The organism is Ruegeria sp. G12, from assembly GCF_056533565.1.
Window position 1 is genome coordinate 238,264 of the sequence record NZ_JBQFOO010000003.1, and the last position, 17,438, is coordinate 255,701.

The window sequence follows — 17,438 nt, forward strand, 5'->3', positions numbered from 1 at the left end:
GTCAGTCGAATTCGGGTTCGTCCCGGTGCAGATCGCGCACGGCGTAGGCTGTATCCTGCGCCTTGCTCAGCGTCCACCCGATGCGCGTCGCATACTCCATTGCGCGACCGGATAGAACGATCTGTTTTGTCGCGCGTGGCTTCAGACGCCCTTTTTCAAGGTAAACGCTTGGGGTGACGGACAATTTTCCCACGCCATCATGGCGGAAAACCCAGATCTCGCCGCTTTTCAGCGCCATCGACACCGCCGCCCCGCCCAGATCAAGCGCCGCATCCACGTCGGGATGCAGGTGAAACCGGATGTCGAACCCGATCCCGGAAAGGCCCGAAGCATCCAATGCCCGGTCAAACTGCCGTTTCGCCTTGTCGGTTGCGGTCAGCAAAATATCCTCACTTGTCAGTTCCCGCCCGTCAAAGCGCAGTTCCAGCGTGCGCGCATGGGTCAGGCCGAAGACCTTGGCATAGCCGTCATGCCCGGCCATCAGCCGCACGCCTTCGAACGCGTCCTCGAACTGAACCGGTACGTCCTGCGGCGCATCGACCAGCGCCTGCGTTTCCCGCCCCGGAATCGCACGTGCCAGCCGGGCGCTGGAATAGCCATCCAGACACAGGGTCGAATGCGACGGCGTGGCCCGTCCCGCACGCCGCCATTCCAGCCCGAAACTGCCCCCCGACCCGCAATTGACGATCAGAGGCCGCCGCCCCGAGGTCAACTCAAACGCCAGGGTCGAGGCATGGGCGTTGTACGAGGCTGCGCCGGTCGGCGGCGCACTGGCGTCCAGCACCACCGTGGTCCGAGCGGCGGACAGGCGGGCATAGCCCATCGGCAACTCGGTCGCCGCCTTGTGTTTCACGCCGCTTTGGGCCAGCGCCTGTTCCAACCGGCCTTCGATGCCGCGCCCGCCGCCGTGGAACCGCGCCAGCGCGCCATCAGCGTGGCGCAAGCTGCGCAGGGTCGGCGCGATGCGCTTGATGGCATTGGCCTGCGCTGCCGGGGTGCCGCGCCCCAGATCGTGCAGCGCCGCCGAGGTCCAGCTGAGCAGGGTAAACACCTCAAGCAATTCTTCGGGGTTGCGGGTCGGAATACCGCCCTGCGCATCCACCTGCCGGTCGCATTCCCCAGCCAAAGCGCGTAGGGCGGGATCAGCCATTTGCTCAAGCCCTTCCAGCGCCAGACCGGATTGCACCAGACCGGTCAGAGCTTCGAATCGTGGCAGGCCAGGTGTCGCCGCCTGCCAGCGCTTTGACAGAAACCATGTCTGCTGCGCCAGTGAGCGGAAGAACAGCCTGCTTTGCGCCTCATCCACACCGCGCAGCAGGAACAGTGCGTGGTTGATCCAGCGCATCACCCGCCGCCCGGTCAGATCCGGCACCCAGCCAGGCCCTTGCCCGCGGCCATGCGCCTCGATCCAGCCCCAGACCCAGCGCTGCGCCTTTTCGCGGGCGCGCATATCGCCCACGGCGGCGAGATCGTCGAGCCAGGCAAAGCCATGACGTTCGTCATCAAATCCGGCTGAGGGGGCTGTGACATCCCACAGCGCAGTATCCTGCGCCTCGACCAGATAGCCCGCAAACAGCAGGTTCCCAGCGACCAGTTGGCGACCGCGCGCAAAGGATCCGACCGTGCGGGGTTCTGGCTGGGACACAAAGCCCTTGACCGCCTTTTGCCTTTGGCTCAGGCGCGCATGGAAACGGTTCTGGAACCGCATCCACCGACTGGTCATGGTGTCCGACTGTGACATGACGCCCGTTACTCTGCCCCTTGCGCTCTGCTGGCGCCTGAGACCCAACGATAGACCGCCCCGATCGTCAAGTCATGGAAAAGCTGCGCTTAGGCGGATTTGCTCAGGCAGGCGATATAGAACCCGTCCATACCGCCCTTGTCCGGCCAGTAATCCGGGCGCAGGCGCAACCCGCCTTCTTCTGTAATCCAGCCGCTTTCGATCCCCGGCAGGTCCAGCGCGGCGCGGTCTATGCGCATGTCGGGGTGCTGGCCCAAAGCCTCTTCGATCTGCACCTCGCCTTCGTCGGGCAGCAGCGAGCAGGTGCAATAGACCAGCCGTCCGCCCGGTTTCAGCAAAGACCACGCATGGGCAAGCATCCGCGCCTGCAGATCCATCAGTCCGCCGAATTCCGAGCCGTCCTTGGCAAAGGGCAGGTCCGGGTGGCGGCGAATGGTGCCGGTCGCCGAACAGGGCGCGTCCAGCAGGATGGCGTCGTATTCGCCCTGATGGTCCAGCGCATCTCCGGCGATCACAGTGGCCTTGAGGCCCGTGCGTTTCAGGTTCTCATGCACCCGCGCCAGCCGCACCTCGGAGATATCCAGCGCCGTGACCTCAACCCCCGCTGCCGCCAGTTGCAGCGTCTTGCCCCCCGGCGCGGCGCAGAGGTCCAGCACGGTTTCCCCCGGCTTCGGGGCCAGAACCCGCACGGGCAAGGCCGCCGCCGCGTCCTGCACCCACCAGCCCCCGGCTTTATAGCCTGGCAGGGTCGAGACCTGCCCGGCCTCCTGCAACCGGACCGAACCGGTGGGCAGAGTGTATCCGCCCGGGGCCTCGGTGCCCGGTTTCAGGGTCACATCCAGGGGTGCGCCGCTGAAATGGGCCTGTTCCATGCCCTTCACCGCATCCTCACCCCACGCCATGATCAGCGGATCGCGCAGCCACTCTGGCAGGCGGGGTACGCGCATCTTCGGCCACGCATCTGGCCCATCAGCGGCGATCTTGCGCAGAACTGCGTTCACCAGACCCTTGAGCCGCCCATGCTTGCGCGACCGGCCCACGATCTCAACCATCGCGTTGACCACACCATGCGCGGCCTCGCCCTGACACAGCTCGACCGTGCCCAGCCGTAACGCGTTGTGAACGGTCAGCGCGGGTGTTTGCCGCAGGTGATCCGCCAGCAGGCGGTCGGCGCGCTCCAAGCCGCGCAGGGTTTCAATGGTCAACCGTTGCGCCCGCGCGCGGTCCTCGGGGGCCAGACGGTCCAGCGCGCCCGCCGCCAGACATTCGGGCAGCAGCCGCCCCTCGCCCAGTATCTGATCCAGCAGATAGATGGCGCTGCGGCGCGCGGCGGTTGCGGAATTTGACATGATGCTGGTTGCCCCTGATGACCTTTGCCCGCATTGCCTTGGGCGGACGAGGGCGTATATCAAGGCGTGGAACGGAAAGGAACCCGATGTCATGAGTGACGTGCGCAAAGACCTGCCCCCCGCCGCCCAACGCGCCTTGGCCGAGGCCGAGGCTCGTCGCAAGAAGGCCGAGGCGGAGGCAAAAGAGCAGCCCAAGGAACTGGGCGGGCGCGACGGCCTCGACCCCGCTCGCTATGGCGATTGGGAGAAGAAGGGCATCGCCATCGACTTCTAGGCCGCACCCCGCAGCGCTTGCAGAAAGTCATCAATCAAGGCCCGCTGACGTTTCGACCGCACTCGATCTTCGGGCCATGTCAGCCAGTAGCCATCTTTGGTCGGCAGCTCAGGCAAATCCAGCCTGCTCAACCGGCCGGTTTGCAGGTTGCCCGCCGCCAAAGGCACCGAGCCCAAGACGATCCCCATCCCTTGCCGCGCCGCTGTGATCGCATGGCCAATAGAATCGAAACTCAGCCGTCCTGTCGGCAAATCCTCGACCCCCGCAACCCGTGCCCAGTCCTGCCAGCCAGGGCGTTCGCCGCGCTGATCAATCAGCGGTGCACCCCATTCGACACCGGGCGCGGCCATTGGCGCCAGTACCTCGGGCGCGATCAGCTTGGCCTTGCGACCGGGCCAGGACCCGCGACCATAGCGAAGCTGTAGCCATGTGCGTTCCTCATCCAGCGAGGATCGGCGAGCCATAGAATCGGTCATCACCCGCACCTTGGGCCGGATTTCAAGGAACGCTGGCAAGGCAGGCAGAACAAGCGCATGAATTTGCGACGACAGACCTGCCACCCGCAATTGGCGGGGGGATTTGCCGAACAGGTCCTCGGTATTGCGTTCCAGCGCCTGCAAGCTGTCCTGCACCAGCGGCAGATAGCTTTCGCCCTCGATGGTCAGCGACACTCCGCGCGCCTCGCGCACGAACAGAGACCGGCCCAGCCAGGCCTCAAGGTTGCCGATGCGCTGGCTGACCGCCGCCTGCGTCAACCCGAACTCACGCGCGGCGGCGGAAAAGCCGCCCAAACGCCCTGCGGCCTCGAACACGCGTAGCCAGTCCAGCGGGGGCAATCCGATCTGTTTCTTAGCCATAAGGTTTTCCAAGCCTCAGTCGCAATAAGGATTAATTGTCGTAATGCCATGAACCGCGTATCTCCTCAACCAAAGCCCGCGCTGAACAGGAGAGACCATGCTGCGCTCCGCCACCTTCGATCCGTCCGTCGTCACCGTTGAATTCGCCGATGGCACACGTTCCCGCTTTCACGCCATCTGGCTGCGCGACAACGCGCTGGATCCTGAGACCCGCGCGCCGGGTAATGGGCAACGTCTGATCACCATCGGCGACATCCCCGCCGAGACCGCGATCAGCGCCGCCGAAGTTCTGAACGGCGAACTGAGCGTCACCTTCCAGCCCGAAGACAAGACCGTCACCTTCCCCGCCGACTGGCTGGCCGCGCACAGCTATGACCGCGACCATGGCACCGAATTGGGGCGCATCGCCCCCGGCATCACCACATGGGCGCGGGGCATCGACGCCCCAAGCGGCGACTGGGCGCAGGTCCACGCGAGCCCCGCCGCCAAGCGTAACTGGCTGGCCGCAGTTGCCGAATACGGTTTTGCCAAGCTGACGGGCGGCCCCACCGAACCGGAATCGCTGCTGCGGGTGGCCGACCTGTTCGGCTATGTCCGCGAGACCAACTATGGCCCCTATTTCGAGGTGCGGACCGAGGTGAACCCGACCAACCTCGCCTATACCGGGCTAGGTTTGCAGGCGCATACCGACAACCCCTATCGCGATCCAGTGCCGACGCTGCAGATCCTCTATTGCCTCGAAAACAGCGCTGAGGGCGGCGAGTCCATCGTGGTCGACGGCTTCCGCGCCGCCGAGAGGCTGCGCGATCAAAACCCCGAGGGCTTCGCCCTGCTGGCGGGCTATCCGGCGCGGTTTGAATACAAAGGCTCGGACGGGGTCTGCCTGTGCGCACGCCGCCCGATGATCGAACTGTCGCCGGATGGCGCGTTGATCGGTATTCGCTTCAACAATCGCTCGACCGCGCCGCTGGTCGATATCCCGTTCGACAAGATGCAGGCCTATTACGCCGCCTATCGCCAGTTGGCCGAGATCATCGACGACCCGGCCATGGGCGTGTCCTTCAAACTGGAACCGGGCGAGAGCTTTATCGTCGACAACACCCGCGTCCTGCATGCGCGTCTGGGCTATTCCGGCGCGGGGTCGCGTTGGCTGCAGGGATGTTATGCGGACAAAGACGGGCTGCTGTCTACGCTGGCGGCGATGGAGATGGCGCAACCGGAGGCGGCGGAATGAAACCCGATTTCTCAACCCTGACCCGCGACAACATCGTGGCCTTCATCGGCGACATCTTCGACCGCCGCGGCGGCGAGGAATATCTGGGCGAACCCGTCACCATGGCCCAGCACATGCTGCAAGGCGCGACAATTGCCGAACAGAACGGGATGCCCGAGGAAATCATCATCGGTGCATTGCTGCATGACATCGGCCATTTCACATCCGAGTTCGGCACCTACCATCCCGACGACACCGAGGATCGGCACCACGAAGATGCAGGGGCCGAGGTGCTGGAGCAGTTCTTCCCCTCGGTCATCACCGATTGCTGCCGCTATCACGTGGCGGCCAAGCGCTATCTCTGCGCCACAAAGCCCGAGTATTTCAACCGCTTGTCCGCAGCCTCGGTCCACACGCTTGAATTGCAGGGCGGCCCGATGAGCGCCGAGGAAGTCACTGCCTTCGAAACCAACCCGAACCTAAAAGAGATCATTCAGGTGCGATATCTCGACGAGGCAGGCAAGCGCGCTGATATGGAAACCCCCGATTTCGCGCATTTCGCGCCGATGGTGCAGCGTATGGTCGACAAACATATGGAGATCGCATGAACGCCCCCGAATACATCTTTGAAGCCAGCACCAAGCCCTCGCTGCCCTGGCACGAGGTTCCTCTGATCCGGGCCACCGATGAATCCGTCAAGGGCTATGGCTGTCTGGTCGACGACCCCGAAGGGTTCGAGATCGAGATCGCCCGCTGGCCGCAACAGGGCTGGCGGCCCATCGACGAGGGCACCGGCGACGAAGGCGGCTGGGTCGAAGGCACCTTTCACGGCGAATGGAAGGGCGATGTGCTCTATGGCCGGAACGAGGCGGTCGGCGGCCACTATGTTCTGGGCTGGTCCACTGACCCGAAACAGGCGCAGACGGCGCAACAAACTGCGCCCCGCGATCAGGTCCTGCTGTGGCACATGAATTACCACCCGGATGGCGGTCAGATGTTCTGGCCGCTGGATAACAAGCCCTTCATCATCCCCGCTGCCCTGCCCGGTGACAACCTGACGCCCGACAAGGTGGTCGCCTTCTGGTGCGACGGCTCCAAAGGTCTCTACATCCATCCCGGCATCTGGCACGAGGGGATTTTCCCGGTCGAAGACACCCAGCGGTTCCTTGATCGTCAGGGTGCGGTGCATGCCCGGGTCAGCGCCGATATCGGCAAGGAATTCGGCGTCTACCTCGCCTGTCCGTTGCGCGCGGACAAGGTCAGGGACCTGTAAGGACACGCCCTGCGGGGCGTGTTTTCAGATTCCCTTAACCTTTGCCGCAAACTTCTGCGATGCTCTGCTTGAGCGTGTGCAACGGAGGCAAAGATGGCATTGAACCGACGCAAACTGGTGCAACTGGGAACCGCGGCCACCGCAAGCGCGGTGCTGCCGCGATTTGCCCTTGGCGCAACCGGCCAGAATGATGCGTTCGAGGCGCAGTTTGCCGACACGCTTGATCGCCTGCGCGCGGCCTATGCTGCGCTTGGGCTCAACGAATCCCAACCTCTGCCCATCGCCACCGGGGATGCGGGTTACAACGGCGGTTTGCGGCACGATTTTGATCAGGACGCTCTGCCGAAAGGTGCTTTCATCATCCAACCTCTGGCCCGTGTCGGCGATGTCGACGAGAAAACCCGCCCCGATATCCTGCCTCTGTTTCACGAGGTCGGCTGCCATCCGGGCGGGGCGATCTCGGGCCGCGACACCACGCAGCTTATGGTGCGCCTTCTGAGGCAGGATTTCGGCCTCGACCCATCCCGCATCGCCTTTGTCAGCGTACCGCAGGCCGATGACATGCGCCCGGTGCTGGACGGCTTGGATCTGCCCTTCGCCGAAAAGGTCCTGCTGCGCGACGAGGCCGAGGCGCTGGCCGCCCGCGACGCCTCGGGCTTTTTCTTTCCCGACCCGTTTGGCGAGGCGTATCTGGTGACAATGGGCGTCTATTACCGCATCGGTGATGTGGACGAACCCGCGCCCACCGCTTACCCGCCGTCATCCAACTGGACCGAGATCGGAGAGATCATCATCGGCGGAGACGCCGCGCCTTTGGGCATATCCATCGGCGCGGAACGTCTGACCTATGCGCTGACGGGGCAGTTCCCCACATGGGATCAGAGGCTGGACGCACTGTTTGCGCAGGTCGAGCAGGACGGCCCGGAACCGCCCGGACTGGCAGCGTTTCGCTGATTTGGGCTGTGTGTTTGCGAGGGTTACACAGATATGGCTTTGCTGAACTTATTTTTGATTTTGTCTGGATTGTTACTTGTGCTCTGTTTCACGGCTCATGTCGCCACGATTTTGCTGGCATCGGTTTTTCCAGTCTTCAACTTCAAAGATGAGTTTATTGAGTTCTGGATCAGAACGCGCGGTGCTCCGCCATCCCGCAGACGGCTAATTCTGAACGCCTATGGGGTGGCCAATCATTTTTTCATGCATGAAAAATGCCACGACTTAAATGTGCCCAATGGCATTCGGATCGTTCCGAATGCCAATTATTTTTTCATTTTTGTAATAGGTTTCGCATCATTTTTTGTCGCAGTGCTCTTTTGGGTCGCCGTGTTCTTTGTTTATGTTTTTGCCTACGCTCTTGTACGCACTTACTTCTAACCTCAACGCTTACAACCCCAACACATCCACCATATCATACTGACCCGGAGCTTTCCCCTGCCCCCAAAGCGCGGCTTTCAAAGCACCGCGGGCAAAGATGGCGCGGTCGGTGGCCAGATGGCGCAGGACGATGCGTTCTCCGGGCGCGGCGAACAGGACGTCGTGTTCGCCGACGATGTCTCCGCCACGGATGGCGTGGAAGCCGATATGGCCGCGCTGGCGCGCGCCGGTGATGCCGTCCCGACCCCGGTCGGACACGTCCGCCAGATTAACCCCACGCCCTTCGGCGGCCGCCTCGCCCAGCATCAGGGCGGTGCCCGAGGGCGCGTCGACCTTGTGGTGGTGGTGGCCTTCAATCACTTCGATGTCGAAATCTTCGTCCAGTGCAGCAGCGACCTTTTTGGTCAGTTGCACCAGCAGGTTGACGCCGAGGCTCATGTTTCCGGCCCGCACGATCACCGCATGGCGCGCGGCAGGTTCCAGCGCGGCGATCTGTTCGTCTGTCATGCCGGTGGTGCCGATTACATGCACGCAGCGGGCTTGCGCCGCCAGCGCCGCGAATTCCAGCGTTGCCTCGGGCGCGGTGAAATCGATTACCGCCTGCGCCTGCGCAAAGGCCTCCAGCGGGTCGTCGGTTACGATCACGCCCAGCGCCGCGCCGCCCATCGCCGTGCCGACATCCTGACCGATCCAATCATGCCCCTTGCGTTCAACCACACCGACCAGACGCGCTTGATCGCTGTCGGTGACGGTCTTGATCAGCATCTGACCCATGCGGCCCGAAGCCCCTGTGATGACGATCCCCGGAATATGGGTCATGGCGGTGTTCCCCTGTTGCAGTCGGCTCAAAGCCTCCTACCCCGTTCGCGCCCGCTTGGCAAAGCCCGGCTTTGCGCTTAGATCGGGGATTATGGCAAAGAACAAATTCCACGATGGCCCCGGCCCGTCCCAACGGCAACTGCGTGTCGGCGAACTGATCCGCCGCACCCTGTCCGAGGTTCTGGCGCGCGGAGATGTCCACGACCCCGACCTGAACCGCATGTCGATCACTGTAGGCGAGGTGCGCACCTCGCCTGACCTGAAGATCGCCACCGCCTATGTGCTGCCCTTGGGCGGCAAGGGGCAGGAGGACGTGATCGATCTGCTGGCCCGCAATAAGGGCGAGCTGCGGCGCGTGATCGGCAAGAAGCTGAACCTGAAATTCTCGCCCGATTTGCGGTTCCGGCTGGATGACACGTTCGACCGTCTGGACGACACCCGCCGCATGTTCGAACAGGACGCGGTGCGCCGCGATCTGGACGAGTGATCCGCACGCTTGCAACGTTGGGCGCGGTCCTCTGGGCTGCGCAGGCTGGCGCGGTGACCTGCGAGAAGATCACCCATGAGGACAAGCGCTATACCGTCTGCGAGGCGGACGCGTCCGAAGACCTGCGCCTGTTTCTGAACGATGCCGACGGCGATCTGCTTGGGCATTTTTCCTCGGTCAACGAGGCTCTGGCCGCGCAGGGCAAACGTCTGGCCTTTGCGATGAATGCGGGCATGTATCACGACGACCGCTCGCCCGTCGGCCATTATGTCGAGGAGGGGCAGGAGCAGATGCGCGTCATCTCGAACCCCGGCCCCGGCAATTTCGGCCTGCTGCCCAACGGTGTGTTCTGCATCCGCGAGGGTCGGGCGGATGTGTTCGAGACATTGGACTATGTCGACCAAGCCCCCGATTGCCGTTTCGCCACCCAATCCGGCCCCATGCTGGTGATCGACGGAGAGCTGCACCCCCGGTTCCTGCCCGATTCGACCTCGCTTTTCGTGCGCAACGGGGTGGGCACCAGCGATGATGGGACGCGGGTGGCCTTTGCGATCTCGGACGACTACGTCACCTTCCACGAATTCGGCCTGCTGTTCCGCGATGCGCTGCAGACGCCGAATGCACTGTTCTTTGACGGCAATATCTCGCGCCTCTACGACCGCGCGGGCAACCGGTCGGATATCGGGTTCTCGCTGGGGCCTATCGTGGGTGTAGTCGAAGACGTCCCTGCAAATTGACAGGGCTGAGGCGATCCGTTAGGCCGCGCGCCTTAACTGGAGTCTGGGTGAACTATGGGACGCAAACGCAAGGGCCGCGATATCTCGGGTTGGCTGGTGGTCGACAAGCCTGCGGGCATGACCTCTACGTCGGTGGTCAACAAGGTGCGCTGGGCGATGGACGCGAAGAAGGCGGGCCATGCCGGGACGCTGGACCCCGAAGCAACCGGCGTTCTTGCGGTGGCTTTGGGTGAGGCGACCAAGACGGTTCCCTATATCACCGATGCGCTCAAGGCCTACACGTTCACTGTGCGTCTGGGTCAGCTGACCAACACTGATGACGCCGAGGGCGAGGTGATTGCGTCCAGCGATACGCGCCCGACAGATGAGGATATCAAACAGGCTCTGTCCCCGTTTCTGGGCGACATCATGCAGGTCCCGCCCAAGTTCTCCGCCGTGAAAATCGACGGCCAGCGCGCCTATAAACTGGCCCGCGATGGCGAGGATGTTGAACTGTCAGCCCGGCCCCTATGGGTCGAGGAATTGATCCTTGTCGACCGCCCCGACGCCGATCACGTGGTGCTGGAGATGACCTGCGGCAAGGGCGGCTATGTGCGGTCCATCGCGCGCGATCTGGGTGCGGCGCTGGGCTGTCATGGCCATGTCAAAGAACTCCGCCGCATCTGGTCCGGCCCGTTCGAGGCCGAAGATGGGCTGAGCATCGAGCAAATCGACGAGATGGCCAAGACCACGGCGCTGGATGAGTATCTGCACCCCTTAGAAACAGGCCTCGCCGACCTGCCCGAGTTGAAATGCACCCCCGAAGGGGCCACCCGCCTGCGCAACGGCAATCCGGGCATGGTGCTGGCGTCGGACGTGGAATATGGCGATGAGGCCTGGGCCTCGCTGGACGGTAAGGCGGTCGCAGTCGGCATCTACAAATCCGGCGTGCTACATCCCAGCAGGGTCTTTGTGGAACCGAACTGACCCGGACCTCAGGCCGCGAGCCGCAATGCGCGCCCTAGCCTTAGAATTTCGGACACCAGCAAGTCCAAATCCTCGGTCCGGGTGCGGTGGTTGTTGACCGCAACGCGCAAGCAATGAGAGCCGCGCACGGTGGTGTCGGACACGACGGCGGTGCCTTCCTCCTGCAGGTGCAACATGATTTCAGTGTTGATCTCGCGCAGGGCGTCATCGCTTAGCCCACCGGGATCGTAGCGGAAACAGACGATGTTAATCGAGGTCGGAAACATCAGCGTCAGATTGTCCTGCGCCTCGATCAGACCCGTCAGATACTGCGCCTTTTCGATGTCCTGATCGATGAGCCTGCCGAATTTCTGCACCCCATGTTCGCGCAGGGACATCCAGACCTTCAGCGCCCGGAACCCGCGCGTGGTCTGGATACCGTAGTCGTGCAGAAACGCGGCCCCGGCAACGCCCCGCGACTGTGGTTCCAGATATTCCGGCGTCAGCGTAAATGTCCCGTGATGCGCATCATGATCGCGGACAAGGGCACAGCCGACCTCGAACGGGGCGTGCAGCCATTTATGCGGGTCCAGCGCCACGGAATCCGCCCGATCGATTCCGGCGACGCGCCAGCCATTGTCAGGCGCAATCGCGATCAGCGCGCCGATACAGCCGTCAACGTGGAACCAGAGGCCCTCCTTCCGGCAGAAGTCACCGATTGCGGTCAGGTCATCCACCGCCCCGGTATTCACGGTTCCGGCAGTGGCGATGACGCAGGCGGAGTTCAGGCCGTCTTGGCGGTCCTGCGCGACCATCCGGGCCAGAGCCTCCAGATCCATCGTCAGATCGTCCCGCGTGGGCACCCGGCGCAGGGCGGCATTGCCAAGGCCAATCGTCTCAAGCGATTTCTGGTGGCAGCTGTGCATCTGTTCTGACCCGTAATAGCGCATGGGCCGATCCATCGCGGCCACGCCATCGTGCCGCATGTCGATCCCGGACTGCACATTGCGCGCAACGGTCAACCCGATCATGTTGGCAACGCTGCCGCCGCTGGTCAGCGTTCCGCTTGCGCCCTCGGGCAGCCCGATCATTTCACGCAGCCAGTCAACCACCTGCCGGTCTACCAGCGCCGCCGCGTGGTTGCCCCCGCCCAGGTTCGAGCCTTGCACGGCCGCCAGAAAATCCGCCATCGCGCCGGTGAAATTGCCCGCGCCCATGTACCACGCCCAGAACCGGGGATGGATATTGCCCATCGGATAGGCCATCACACGGGCATTGACGTCGTCCAGAACATCGCCCAGCGGCAGGCCCTGCTGCGGCGCGGGAGTTTCAAAGCTGGCGCGCACGTCCTGCGGCATGTCCTGCCAGATCGGTCGGTCACGCACATCCCGCGTGTGATCCAGCGCCATGTCCAGCATCTGATGCGCCAGTTTGCGCGTCTGCTCCCAATCCGCCGGATCGAGTGTTTCGAAAGTCATGAAAAGCCCCCCAATGCGTGTTCAAATGCAGGCAACCTAGCACATTTCTGCCAGCCGGACATCGGCCCTTGTCAACGGGTCCGAAACCGGACAAACCCGGACCATGATCACCCGAACGCATACCAAGGGCGACGCGCCCTCGACCGCCGTGTATTCCGATTGCGAGCACTACCGCTACAGCCTGACCCGCATCTGGGACCCCGACGGGCGCAAGGCGCTGTTTGTGATGCTCAACCCCTCGACCGCGACCGAGGTGCAGAACGACCCCACGGTCGAGCGCTGTGAACGCCGCGCGCGAGCGCTGGGTTTCGGGGCGTTTCAGGTGACCAACATATTTGCCTGGCGCGACACCGACCCGCGCAAGATGCGCGCCGCTGCCGATCCGGTGGGGCCTGCGAATGACGCCGCTATTCTGGAGGGCGTGAAATGGGCCGATCAGGTCATCGCCGCCTGGGGCACCCATGGCGCGCATCTGGACCGAGGCCCGGCGGTGGAAACCCTGCTGCGCGACACCGGCCAGCCGCTGTTTCATCTTGGGCTGACCAAGGACGGGCACCCGAAGCACCCGCTCTATATCGCCTATACCCAACAGCCCGAACCGTGGTGACAAAGGGTTAACCACAGACTCAACCTGGCTTTGACCAAAGGCTTGATCGCATGGGATATTTCCCACCGAGGCAGCACGCTTTCGGAGGGTTCCCATGTTTCTGGCCGGATTGCTTGGACTGGCCGCCATAGGCGGCGCGGCATACGCGATGAGCGACGTGTTCGTTTCAGAAGAAGACACCGATGACGACACACCAGAAGGTGAAACCGATGTCCCGGTGACCGAGGGCGAATATCTGGATATCGGCGAAAATGTCGACGAACCTGCAGACCCGGATGCCACTGAAGTATCAACCGGGACGATCCTGTCGGAATTCGAAGGCGATCTGGTCATTGCCGGCAGCGACGGGGCGGATGTACTGACCGGGCAGGACGGTGTCGATCAGATCAACGGCTTCGGGGGCGACGACTTCATCGCTGGCAACGGCGGGGACGACGTGCTGCACGGGGGCAGTGGGGCGGATGCAATCTCTGGCGGGCAGGGTGATGACGTTCTGCATGGCGACGCGGGCGATGATGCTCTTGCGGGGGAGGAGGGCGACGATACCCTCTACGGCCATTTCGGCGAGGATCATCTGAACGGCGGTGACGGCGACGATGCGCTCTATGGCGGGGCGGATGATGACACTCTGACGGGGGGTGAGGGCGAAGACGCGCTGCAGGGCGGCTTTGGCGATGACACCCTGTCCGGCGGTGCAGGCGAGGATACTTTGTTTGGTGGCGACGGTGACGACTTGCTACATGGGAACGAGGATGACGAGACCGATTTCCTGAACGGCGGCGCGGGGGACGACACGATTCTGGCCGGTGGCGGCGATGTCGTGGATGGCGGCCAAGGCGCGGATGAGATCGTGCTGGACGCGCAGCAGGATGAGGTCACGGTCATGGGGTTTCAGCCGGGGCAGGACAAACTGCTGGTGACGTGGGAAGATCAGAATGACCCCGAGATTCAGATCGAAACCGACGCAGAAAACCCCAACCTGACCCATGTTCTGATCGACGGTCAGAGGGTGGCCAACCTGTTCGGGGCCGAGGGGATTGCGGCGGGTGATATCCAACTGATCACCGAGGCGCAGCTGGCGCAATTCGGACAGGTGGGCTGACCCAGCAGAATCCCTTTGCCATTCACGCCAAAAGCGCCTATACGCGCCCATCCGCATCGGAATCGGTGCGGTTTTCTCCATGGGCCTGCGCTGGACGACATCCCGGCCTGCGCCATCAACCTTAACCTTTTACAAGGAGACCCCGATGTCGATCACTGCCGCTGAAAAAGCACGTGTCATGAAAGAATTCGCAACCAAAGAGGGCGACACCGGTTCGCCTGAAGTCCAGGTTGCCATCCTGACCTCGCGCATCACCACCCTGACCGAGCACTTCAAGACCCACAAAAAAGACAACCACGGTCGTCGCGGTCTGCTGAAAATGGTCGCCCAGCGTCGTAAGCTGCTGGACTACCTGAAAGGCAAGGAAGAAGCGCGCTATCAGGACCTGATCAAAAAGCTGGGCATCCGCCGCTAAGCGAGATTCTTGCTTGGGTTTCACGATCCGGCTTGTACGTTTTGTACAGATCAAACACCCGCTGGTTCAGCGGGTGTTTTTCGTTTGAGGCGGTTTTCGCGCAGAAATTCACCGCAGACGCGGTTCCGCCCATCTCGGAAACTAAACTCCGCCATAAGACGTAAGGTTGATGTCAAACTATTGCCTTAGTTGAGTCCTACGTCTTCGCCGATATGAAGATGCTTTTCGCCAAACGCCTTGCTCGCGTCGCTTTACTTACATTCGCATCCAGTTCCGCCGTCTCCGCCGAAGCCGCAGAGGCACGCATCGGTTTGCAGTTGGACCGGATATCGGCACCATTGACGCCCATCACAAGCGACGCTCCGTTTGACTGTGTCGCACCTGCTGTGCCCGCGAAAATCGAGCTGAACCACGAACTGACAACCAATGGTCACTACCTGTCCGCTTTCCAGAAATCGGAAAGCTCGGTCAAGAAGATCGTTGTGCGGCGTGGAGGGCAAGTTCAGCAAGAGCAAGACACAAGCGAAGCGCCGGCGAGGTTCTCAAAACAATTCTACAATGAGGAGCAGCAGTCTGAACTGGCCCACATGAAAATAAAGGCAACGCTGTTCTTTTGTGACTACGCTGGATTTCCCGAATTTATCAAAGGTGACTTCTTCATATCCGGCCAGATCGGAAGCTTTACGGCGAAAATCCAAAGATCATTTACGACCGATGAGCGGCAGGCCATATCCTTACTATACCAAAGTCGAAATTGGACAGCCGCTGATGGATGGCAATTCGAACCACTGAATGGCTTTGGCTACCGCAACCAACCCGACAATATCATGGGAGAATTGTCTCTGTATGTAAAACTGCCGGATGCACCTTTTGATCTGAAGGTCGGCAATGGACAGATCCTAGTTCACCTCGACCTGACAAGCACCATCTCCGTGATTGGAACGGGAGTTGCACGATGATTTCGCGCCATAGACTTCGCAACATTGGTTGGGTTTTGACGCTGATTGCAGTTCTCATGTTCGTTCCGTTAGATACGGCAGTAGCGCGGGCTTGGAATTTGAGCTTCTATCAGGACAAATTCGCCACGGCTACTTTGCAATCCTTAAATGGAATTGAATACGAGCGGCTTTGCCCTGCGCATTTCAACCCGGTCCGGCTTGTCGCCAATATTGACTTGAAGGAATTTGGAAGCTTGCACGTCGAAACGGACGCTGCAGAACACTTGCTGTCCACCAAGGAAGACAGCGCGCGCGCGAAAAGGGAAATTGCGCTGAACTTGCAACTCAACGTCATCGGTTGTTCTTTCCGTCATCATTTTTTGCCGCAAGAAGGTCAATTGACGATCACCGGCGGACTTGGCATCGGAAACCTGCAAGAGACCAAATTCTCATTTCTTTCAGGAAACCGCAGAAACTCGCTTGAAATCAGATACACCGCCAATCTGGCAGGCCGTGATAAGACGGTTCCGCAACCGTCTTACCTGGGGTGTTGCAGCACGTTAACGACGTGGCATAACGGGCGTCGCGTACAGGGGACTCTGTTTTTCAGGCCACGGGAGGACTGGATACCGATTGAGTCTGCCCGCCTTGACAAAGAAGCTGTTCATCTGGATTTTTGGCCCCCAAGGCTTTTCATTCTCGCGCCAGATGAGTTGAACTGACGAACCCTTGGGAACCAAAACGTGTCTGGGCTGGGCCGACACGCTCCTGCGCCAACCACTGCAGCATTTGAGGCATTTCTTCGATCAAGCTTGGGGAAAACTCCAAAAACGACGGCTGTCTACAAACCGGAAGAGGCCTTGACTCGTATGGGGCAAATTGCGCCTCATAAATTATCCGATTTCTCGCATGTGATTGATGAGGGCAAAGAACGGTGCTCGGCCATGAAATTCTGGAACTTCTGGGCGCCTCGTCACTGATCGTGATTATCTTGTCAGTGTTCTGGAAAGGCGACGATGCGGTCTCGCCCGCGTTCCGAGCCGACATTTCCGAATGGCTGCTGCGCCTGAAGGCCCCCAAGGCAAACAGCCCGGTTGGCACGGCGGTCATGGGTCTGTTCGTCCGGGTGTTCGGCCCGCGGCACTGGACCCTGCGATGTTTCCTTGCGTCCTGCCTGGTGTCCTGGCTGACCTTTGCCTTTTGCTATCTGTACTTCTTTGTCACCGAGGAACGCTATTTTGTCTCGGATTTCGGGCCGAATGTCTTCGGCATTGGCGGAGTTTTGACGTTTTTCCTGATCATCAATCCGGTCATCGACTACCTGTCGCTGTTTTGCACCCGGTTCATTATTGGGAAGGTAGCCGCCGGAAAACTACCGGTCCTGATCGCGATCATCGTCGATTGCTTGGCCTCATATTTCTCGTACCTGATCATATTCGGACTGGCGGCTTTTGCGTTGCTTTCCTTCGATCCGGTTTACCTGCGCGGCATTCTCGATGCGCTGAGCCAACATAATTTCGCCGAAGTACCATCGGTTCTTCAAAATCAGATCGGCGTTTTCATCGCCATCATTCTGCTTTCGTCTTATGTTTCCAGCATGTGGCTTTGGGCTGCAGCGCTCGGGACTTTGGTGATCAGAGTGCTGTCCCGAAGCGCCAAACTGATTTCCACGCTTCAATACGTGCTGCCGGTCAGCGAAAAACCTGTCCGGTCAATGGGCATCGTCGCGTTTTTGTTCTGCCTGGTCACGATGATCGGTGTTTCGGTGGCGTCATGGGCGTCAGGATTTGTCTGACACCTTCTACGTGCGCAGAGTTTCGCTGCAAAAC

General features: G+C 61.3%; 20 protein-coding genes. 15 read left to right on the forward strand and 5 right to left on the reverse strand.

All coding sequences use genetic code 11. The features are described from left to right. Position 1: 1 nt before the first annotated feature. Together ACR0JN_RS08895 and ACR0JN_RS08900 are read right to left on the reverse strand one after the other, a co-directional pair. Positions 2 to 1,741 (reverse strand): heparinase II/III family protein, encoded by a 1,740-nt coding sequence (locus ACR0JN_RS08895; RefSeq protein WP_480885212.1) that lies wholly within the window; start codon positions 1,739 to 1,741, stop codon positions 2 to 4. Between the two features lie 89 nt (positions 1,742 to 1,830). Next, on the reverse strand, positions 1,831 to 3,090 hold the full coding sequence (locus ACR0JN_RS08900; protein ID WP_480885213.1) for an RsmB/NOP family class I SAM-dependent RNA methyltransferase: 1,260 nt from the start codon (positions 3,088 to 3,090) through the stop codon (positions 1,831 to 1,833). Between the two features lie 91 nt (positions 3,091 to 3,181). Between ACR0JN_RS08900 and ACR0JN_RS08905 the strand changes: the two genes are divergently transcribed. Continuing rightward, positions 3,182 to 3,364 (forward strand): DUF1674 domain-containing protein, encoded by a 183-nt coding sequence (locus tag ACR0JN_RS08905; protein ID WP_480885214.1) that lies wholly within the window; start codon positions 3,182 to 3,184, stop codon positions 3,362 to 3,364. Here ACR0JN_RS08905 and ACR0JN_RS08910 read toward each other — a convergent pair. After that, positions 3,361 to 4,221: a LysR family transcriptional regulator gene (locus tag ACR0JN_RS08910; protein WP_480815716.1), complete on the reverse strand. Its 861-nt coding sequence runs from the start codon at positions 4,219 to 4,221 to the stop codon at positions 3,361 to 3,363. The genes ACR0JN_RS08905 and ACR0JN_RS08910 overlap by 4 nt on opposite strands. 97 nt (positions 4,222 to 4,318) lie before the next feature. Between ACR0JN_RS08910 and tmpA the strand changes: the two genes are divergently transcribed. From tmpA to ACR0JN_RS08935, 5 genes are all read left to right on the forward strand, one after another. Then, a complete protein-coding gene (tmpA, locus tag ACR0JN_RS08915) occupies positions 4,319 to 5,455 on the forward strand; it encodes a 2-trimethylaminoethylphosphonate dioxygenase (RefSeq protein ID WP_480885215.1) in 1,137 nt (378 codons plus the stop codon). After that, positions 5,452 to 6,042 (forward strand): (R)-1-hydroxy-2-trimethylaminoethylphosphonate oxygenase, encoded by a 591-nt coding sequence (gene tmpB, locus ACR0JN_RS08920; RefSeq protein WP_480885216.1) that lies wholly within the window; start codon positions 5,452 to 5,454, stop codon positions 6,040 to 6,042. The genes tmpA and tmpB overlap by 4 nt, the downstream gene beginning before the upstream one ends. Then, a complete protein-coding gene (locus ACR0JN_RS08925; RefSeq protein ID WP_480885217.1) occupies positions 6,039 to 6,707 on the forward strand; it encodes an ureidoglycolate lyase in 669 nt (222 codons plus the stop codon). The genes tmpB and ACR0JN_RS08925 overlap by 4 nt, the downstream gene beginning before the upstream one ends. Before the next feature lie 93 nt (positions 6,708 to 6,800). Next, the gene (locus ACR0JN_RS08930; RefSeq protein WP_480885218.1) at positions 6,801 to 7,661 is read left to right on the forward strand and encodes a hypothetical protein; all 861 of its coding nucleotides are present in this window, start codon (positions 6,801 to 6,803) and stop codon (positions 7,659 to 7,661) included. A gap of 33 nt (positions 7,662 to 7,694) precedes the next feature. Continuing rightward, entirely contained in the window at positions 7,695 to 8,081 is a 387-nt protein-coding gene (locus tag ACR0JN_RS08935; RefSeq protein ID WP_480885219.1) for a hypothetical protein, read from the forward strand. A 9-nt stretch (positions 8,082 to 8,090) separates the two neighbouring features. On the opposite strand, the gene dapB is transcribed toward ACR0JN_RS08935, so the two are convergent. Next, positions 8,091 to 8,900: a 4-hydroxy-tetrahydrodipicolinate reductase gene (dapB, locus tag ACR0JN_RS08940; RefSeq protein WP_480885220.1), complete on the reverse strand. Its 810-nt coding sequence runs from the start codon at positions 8,898 to 8,900 to the stop codon at positions 8,091 to 8,093. A gap of 91 nt (positions 8,901 to 8,991) precedes the next feature. Here dapB and rbfA point away from each other — a divergent pair, with 91 nt between their 5' ends. Genes rbfA through truB form a run of 3 tightly spaced genes read left to right on the forward strand, consistent with a single transcriptional unit; the run spans position 8,992 to position 11,090 of the window. Then, complete coding sequence (gene rbfA / locus ACR0JN_RS08945) at positions 8,992 to 9,387, forward strand: 30S ribosome-binding factor RbfA (RefSeq protein ID WP_170401134.1); 396 nt, start codon at positions 8,992 to 8,994, stop codon at positions 9,385 to 9,387. Next, complete coding sequence (locus tag ACR0JN_RS08950) at positions 9,384 to 10,124, forward strand: phosphodiester glycosidase family protein (RefSeq protein WP_480885221.1); 741 nt, start codon at positions 9,384 to 9,386, stop codon at positions 10,122 to 10,124. The genes rbfA and ACR0JN_RS08950 overlap by 4 nt, the downstream gene beginning before the upstream one ends. Positions 10,125 to 10,178: 54 nt before the next feature. Further along, the gene (gene truB / locus ACR0JN_RS08955) at positions 10,179 to 11,090 is read left to right on the forward strand and encodes a tRNA pseudouridine(55) synthase TruB (RefSeq protein WP_480885222.1); all 912 of its coding nucleotides are present in this window, start codon (positions 10,179 to 10,181) and stop codon (positions 11,088 to 11,090) included. 8 nt (positions 11,091 to 11,098) lie between these two features. Here truB and ACR0JN_RS08960 read toward each other — a convergent pair whose 3' ends face one another. After that, entirely contained in the window at positions 11,099 to 12,547 is a 1,449-nt protein-coding gene (locus tag ACR0JN_RS08960) for a pyridoxal phosphate-dependent decarboxylase family protein (RefSeq protein ID WP_480815707.1), read from the reverse strand. A 103-nt stretch (positions 12,548 to 12,650) separates the two neighbouring features. Between ACR0JN_RS08960 and ACR0JN_RS08965 the strand changes: the two genes are divergently transcribed. The 6 genes from ACR0JN_RS08965 to ACR0JN_RS08990 all read left to right on the forward strand — a co-directional run bounded on the left by ACR0JN_RS08965 (position 12,651) and on the right by ACR0JN_RS08990 (position 17,404). Continuing rightward, complete coding sequence (locus ACR0JN_RS08965) at positions 12,651 to 13,154, forward strand: DUF1643 domain-containing protein (RefSeq protein ID WP_480815706.1); 504 nt, start codon at positions 12,651 to 12,653, stop codon at positions 13,152 to 13,154. A gap of 94 nt (positions 13,155 to 13,248) precedes the next feature. Then, positions 13,249 to 14,256, forward strand: a complete 1,008-nt coding sequence (locus ACR0JN_RS08970; protein WP_480885223.1) for a calcium-binding protein — start codon at positions 13,249 to 13,251, stop codon at positions 14,254 to 14,256. A 145-nt stretch (positions 14,257 to 14,401) separates the two neighbouring features. Next, a complete protein-coding gene (gene rpsO / locus ACR0JN_RS08975; protein WP_039528663.1) occupies positions 14,402 to 14,671 on the forward strand; it encodes a 30S ribosomal protein S15 in 270 nt (89 codons plus the stop codon). Positions 14,672 to 14,889: 218 nt separating this feature from the next. After that, positions 14,890 to 15,630, forward strand: a complete 741-nt coding sequence (locus tag ACR0JN_RS08980) for a hypothetical protein (RefSeq protein WP_480885224.1) — start codon at positions 14,890 to 14,892, stop codon at positions 15,628 to 15,630. Next, positions 15,627 to 16,331, forward strand: coding sequence for a hypothetical protein (locus ACR0JN_RS08985; protein ID WP_480885225.1), 705 nt, complete (start codon positions 15,627 to 15,629; stop codon positions 16,329 to 16,331). The genes ACR0JN_RS08980 and ACR0JN_RS08985 overlap by 4 nt, the downstream gene beginning before the upstream one ends. 212 nt (positions 16,332 to 16,543) lie before the next feature. Beyond that, positions 16,544 to 17,404, forward strand: a complete 861-nt coding sequence (locus ACR0JN_RS08990; RefSeq protein WP_480885226.1) for a hypothetical protein — start codon at positions 16,544 to 16,546, stop codon at positions 17,402 to 17,404. The last annotated feature ends 34 nt before the right edge of the window (positions 17,405 to 17,438 follow it).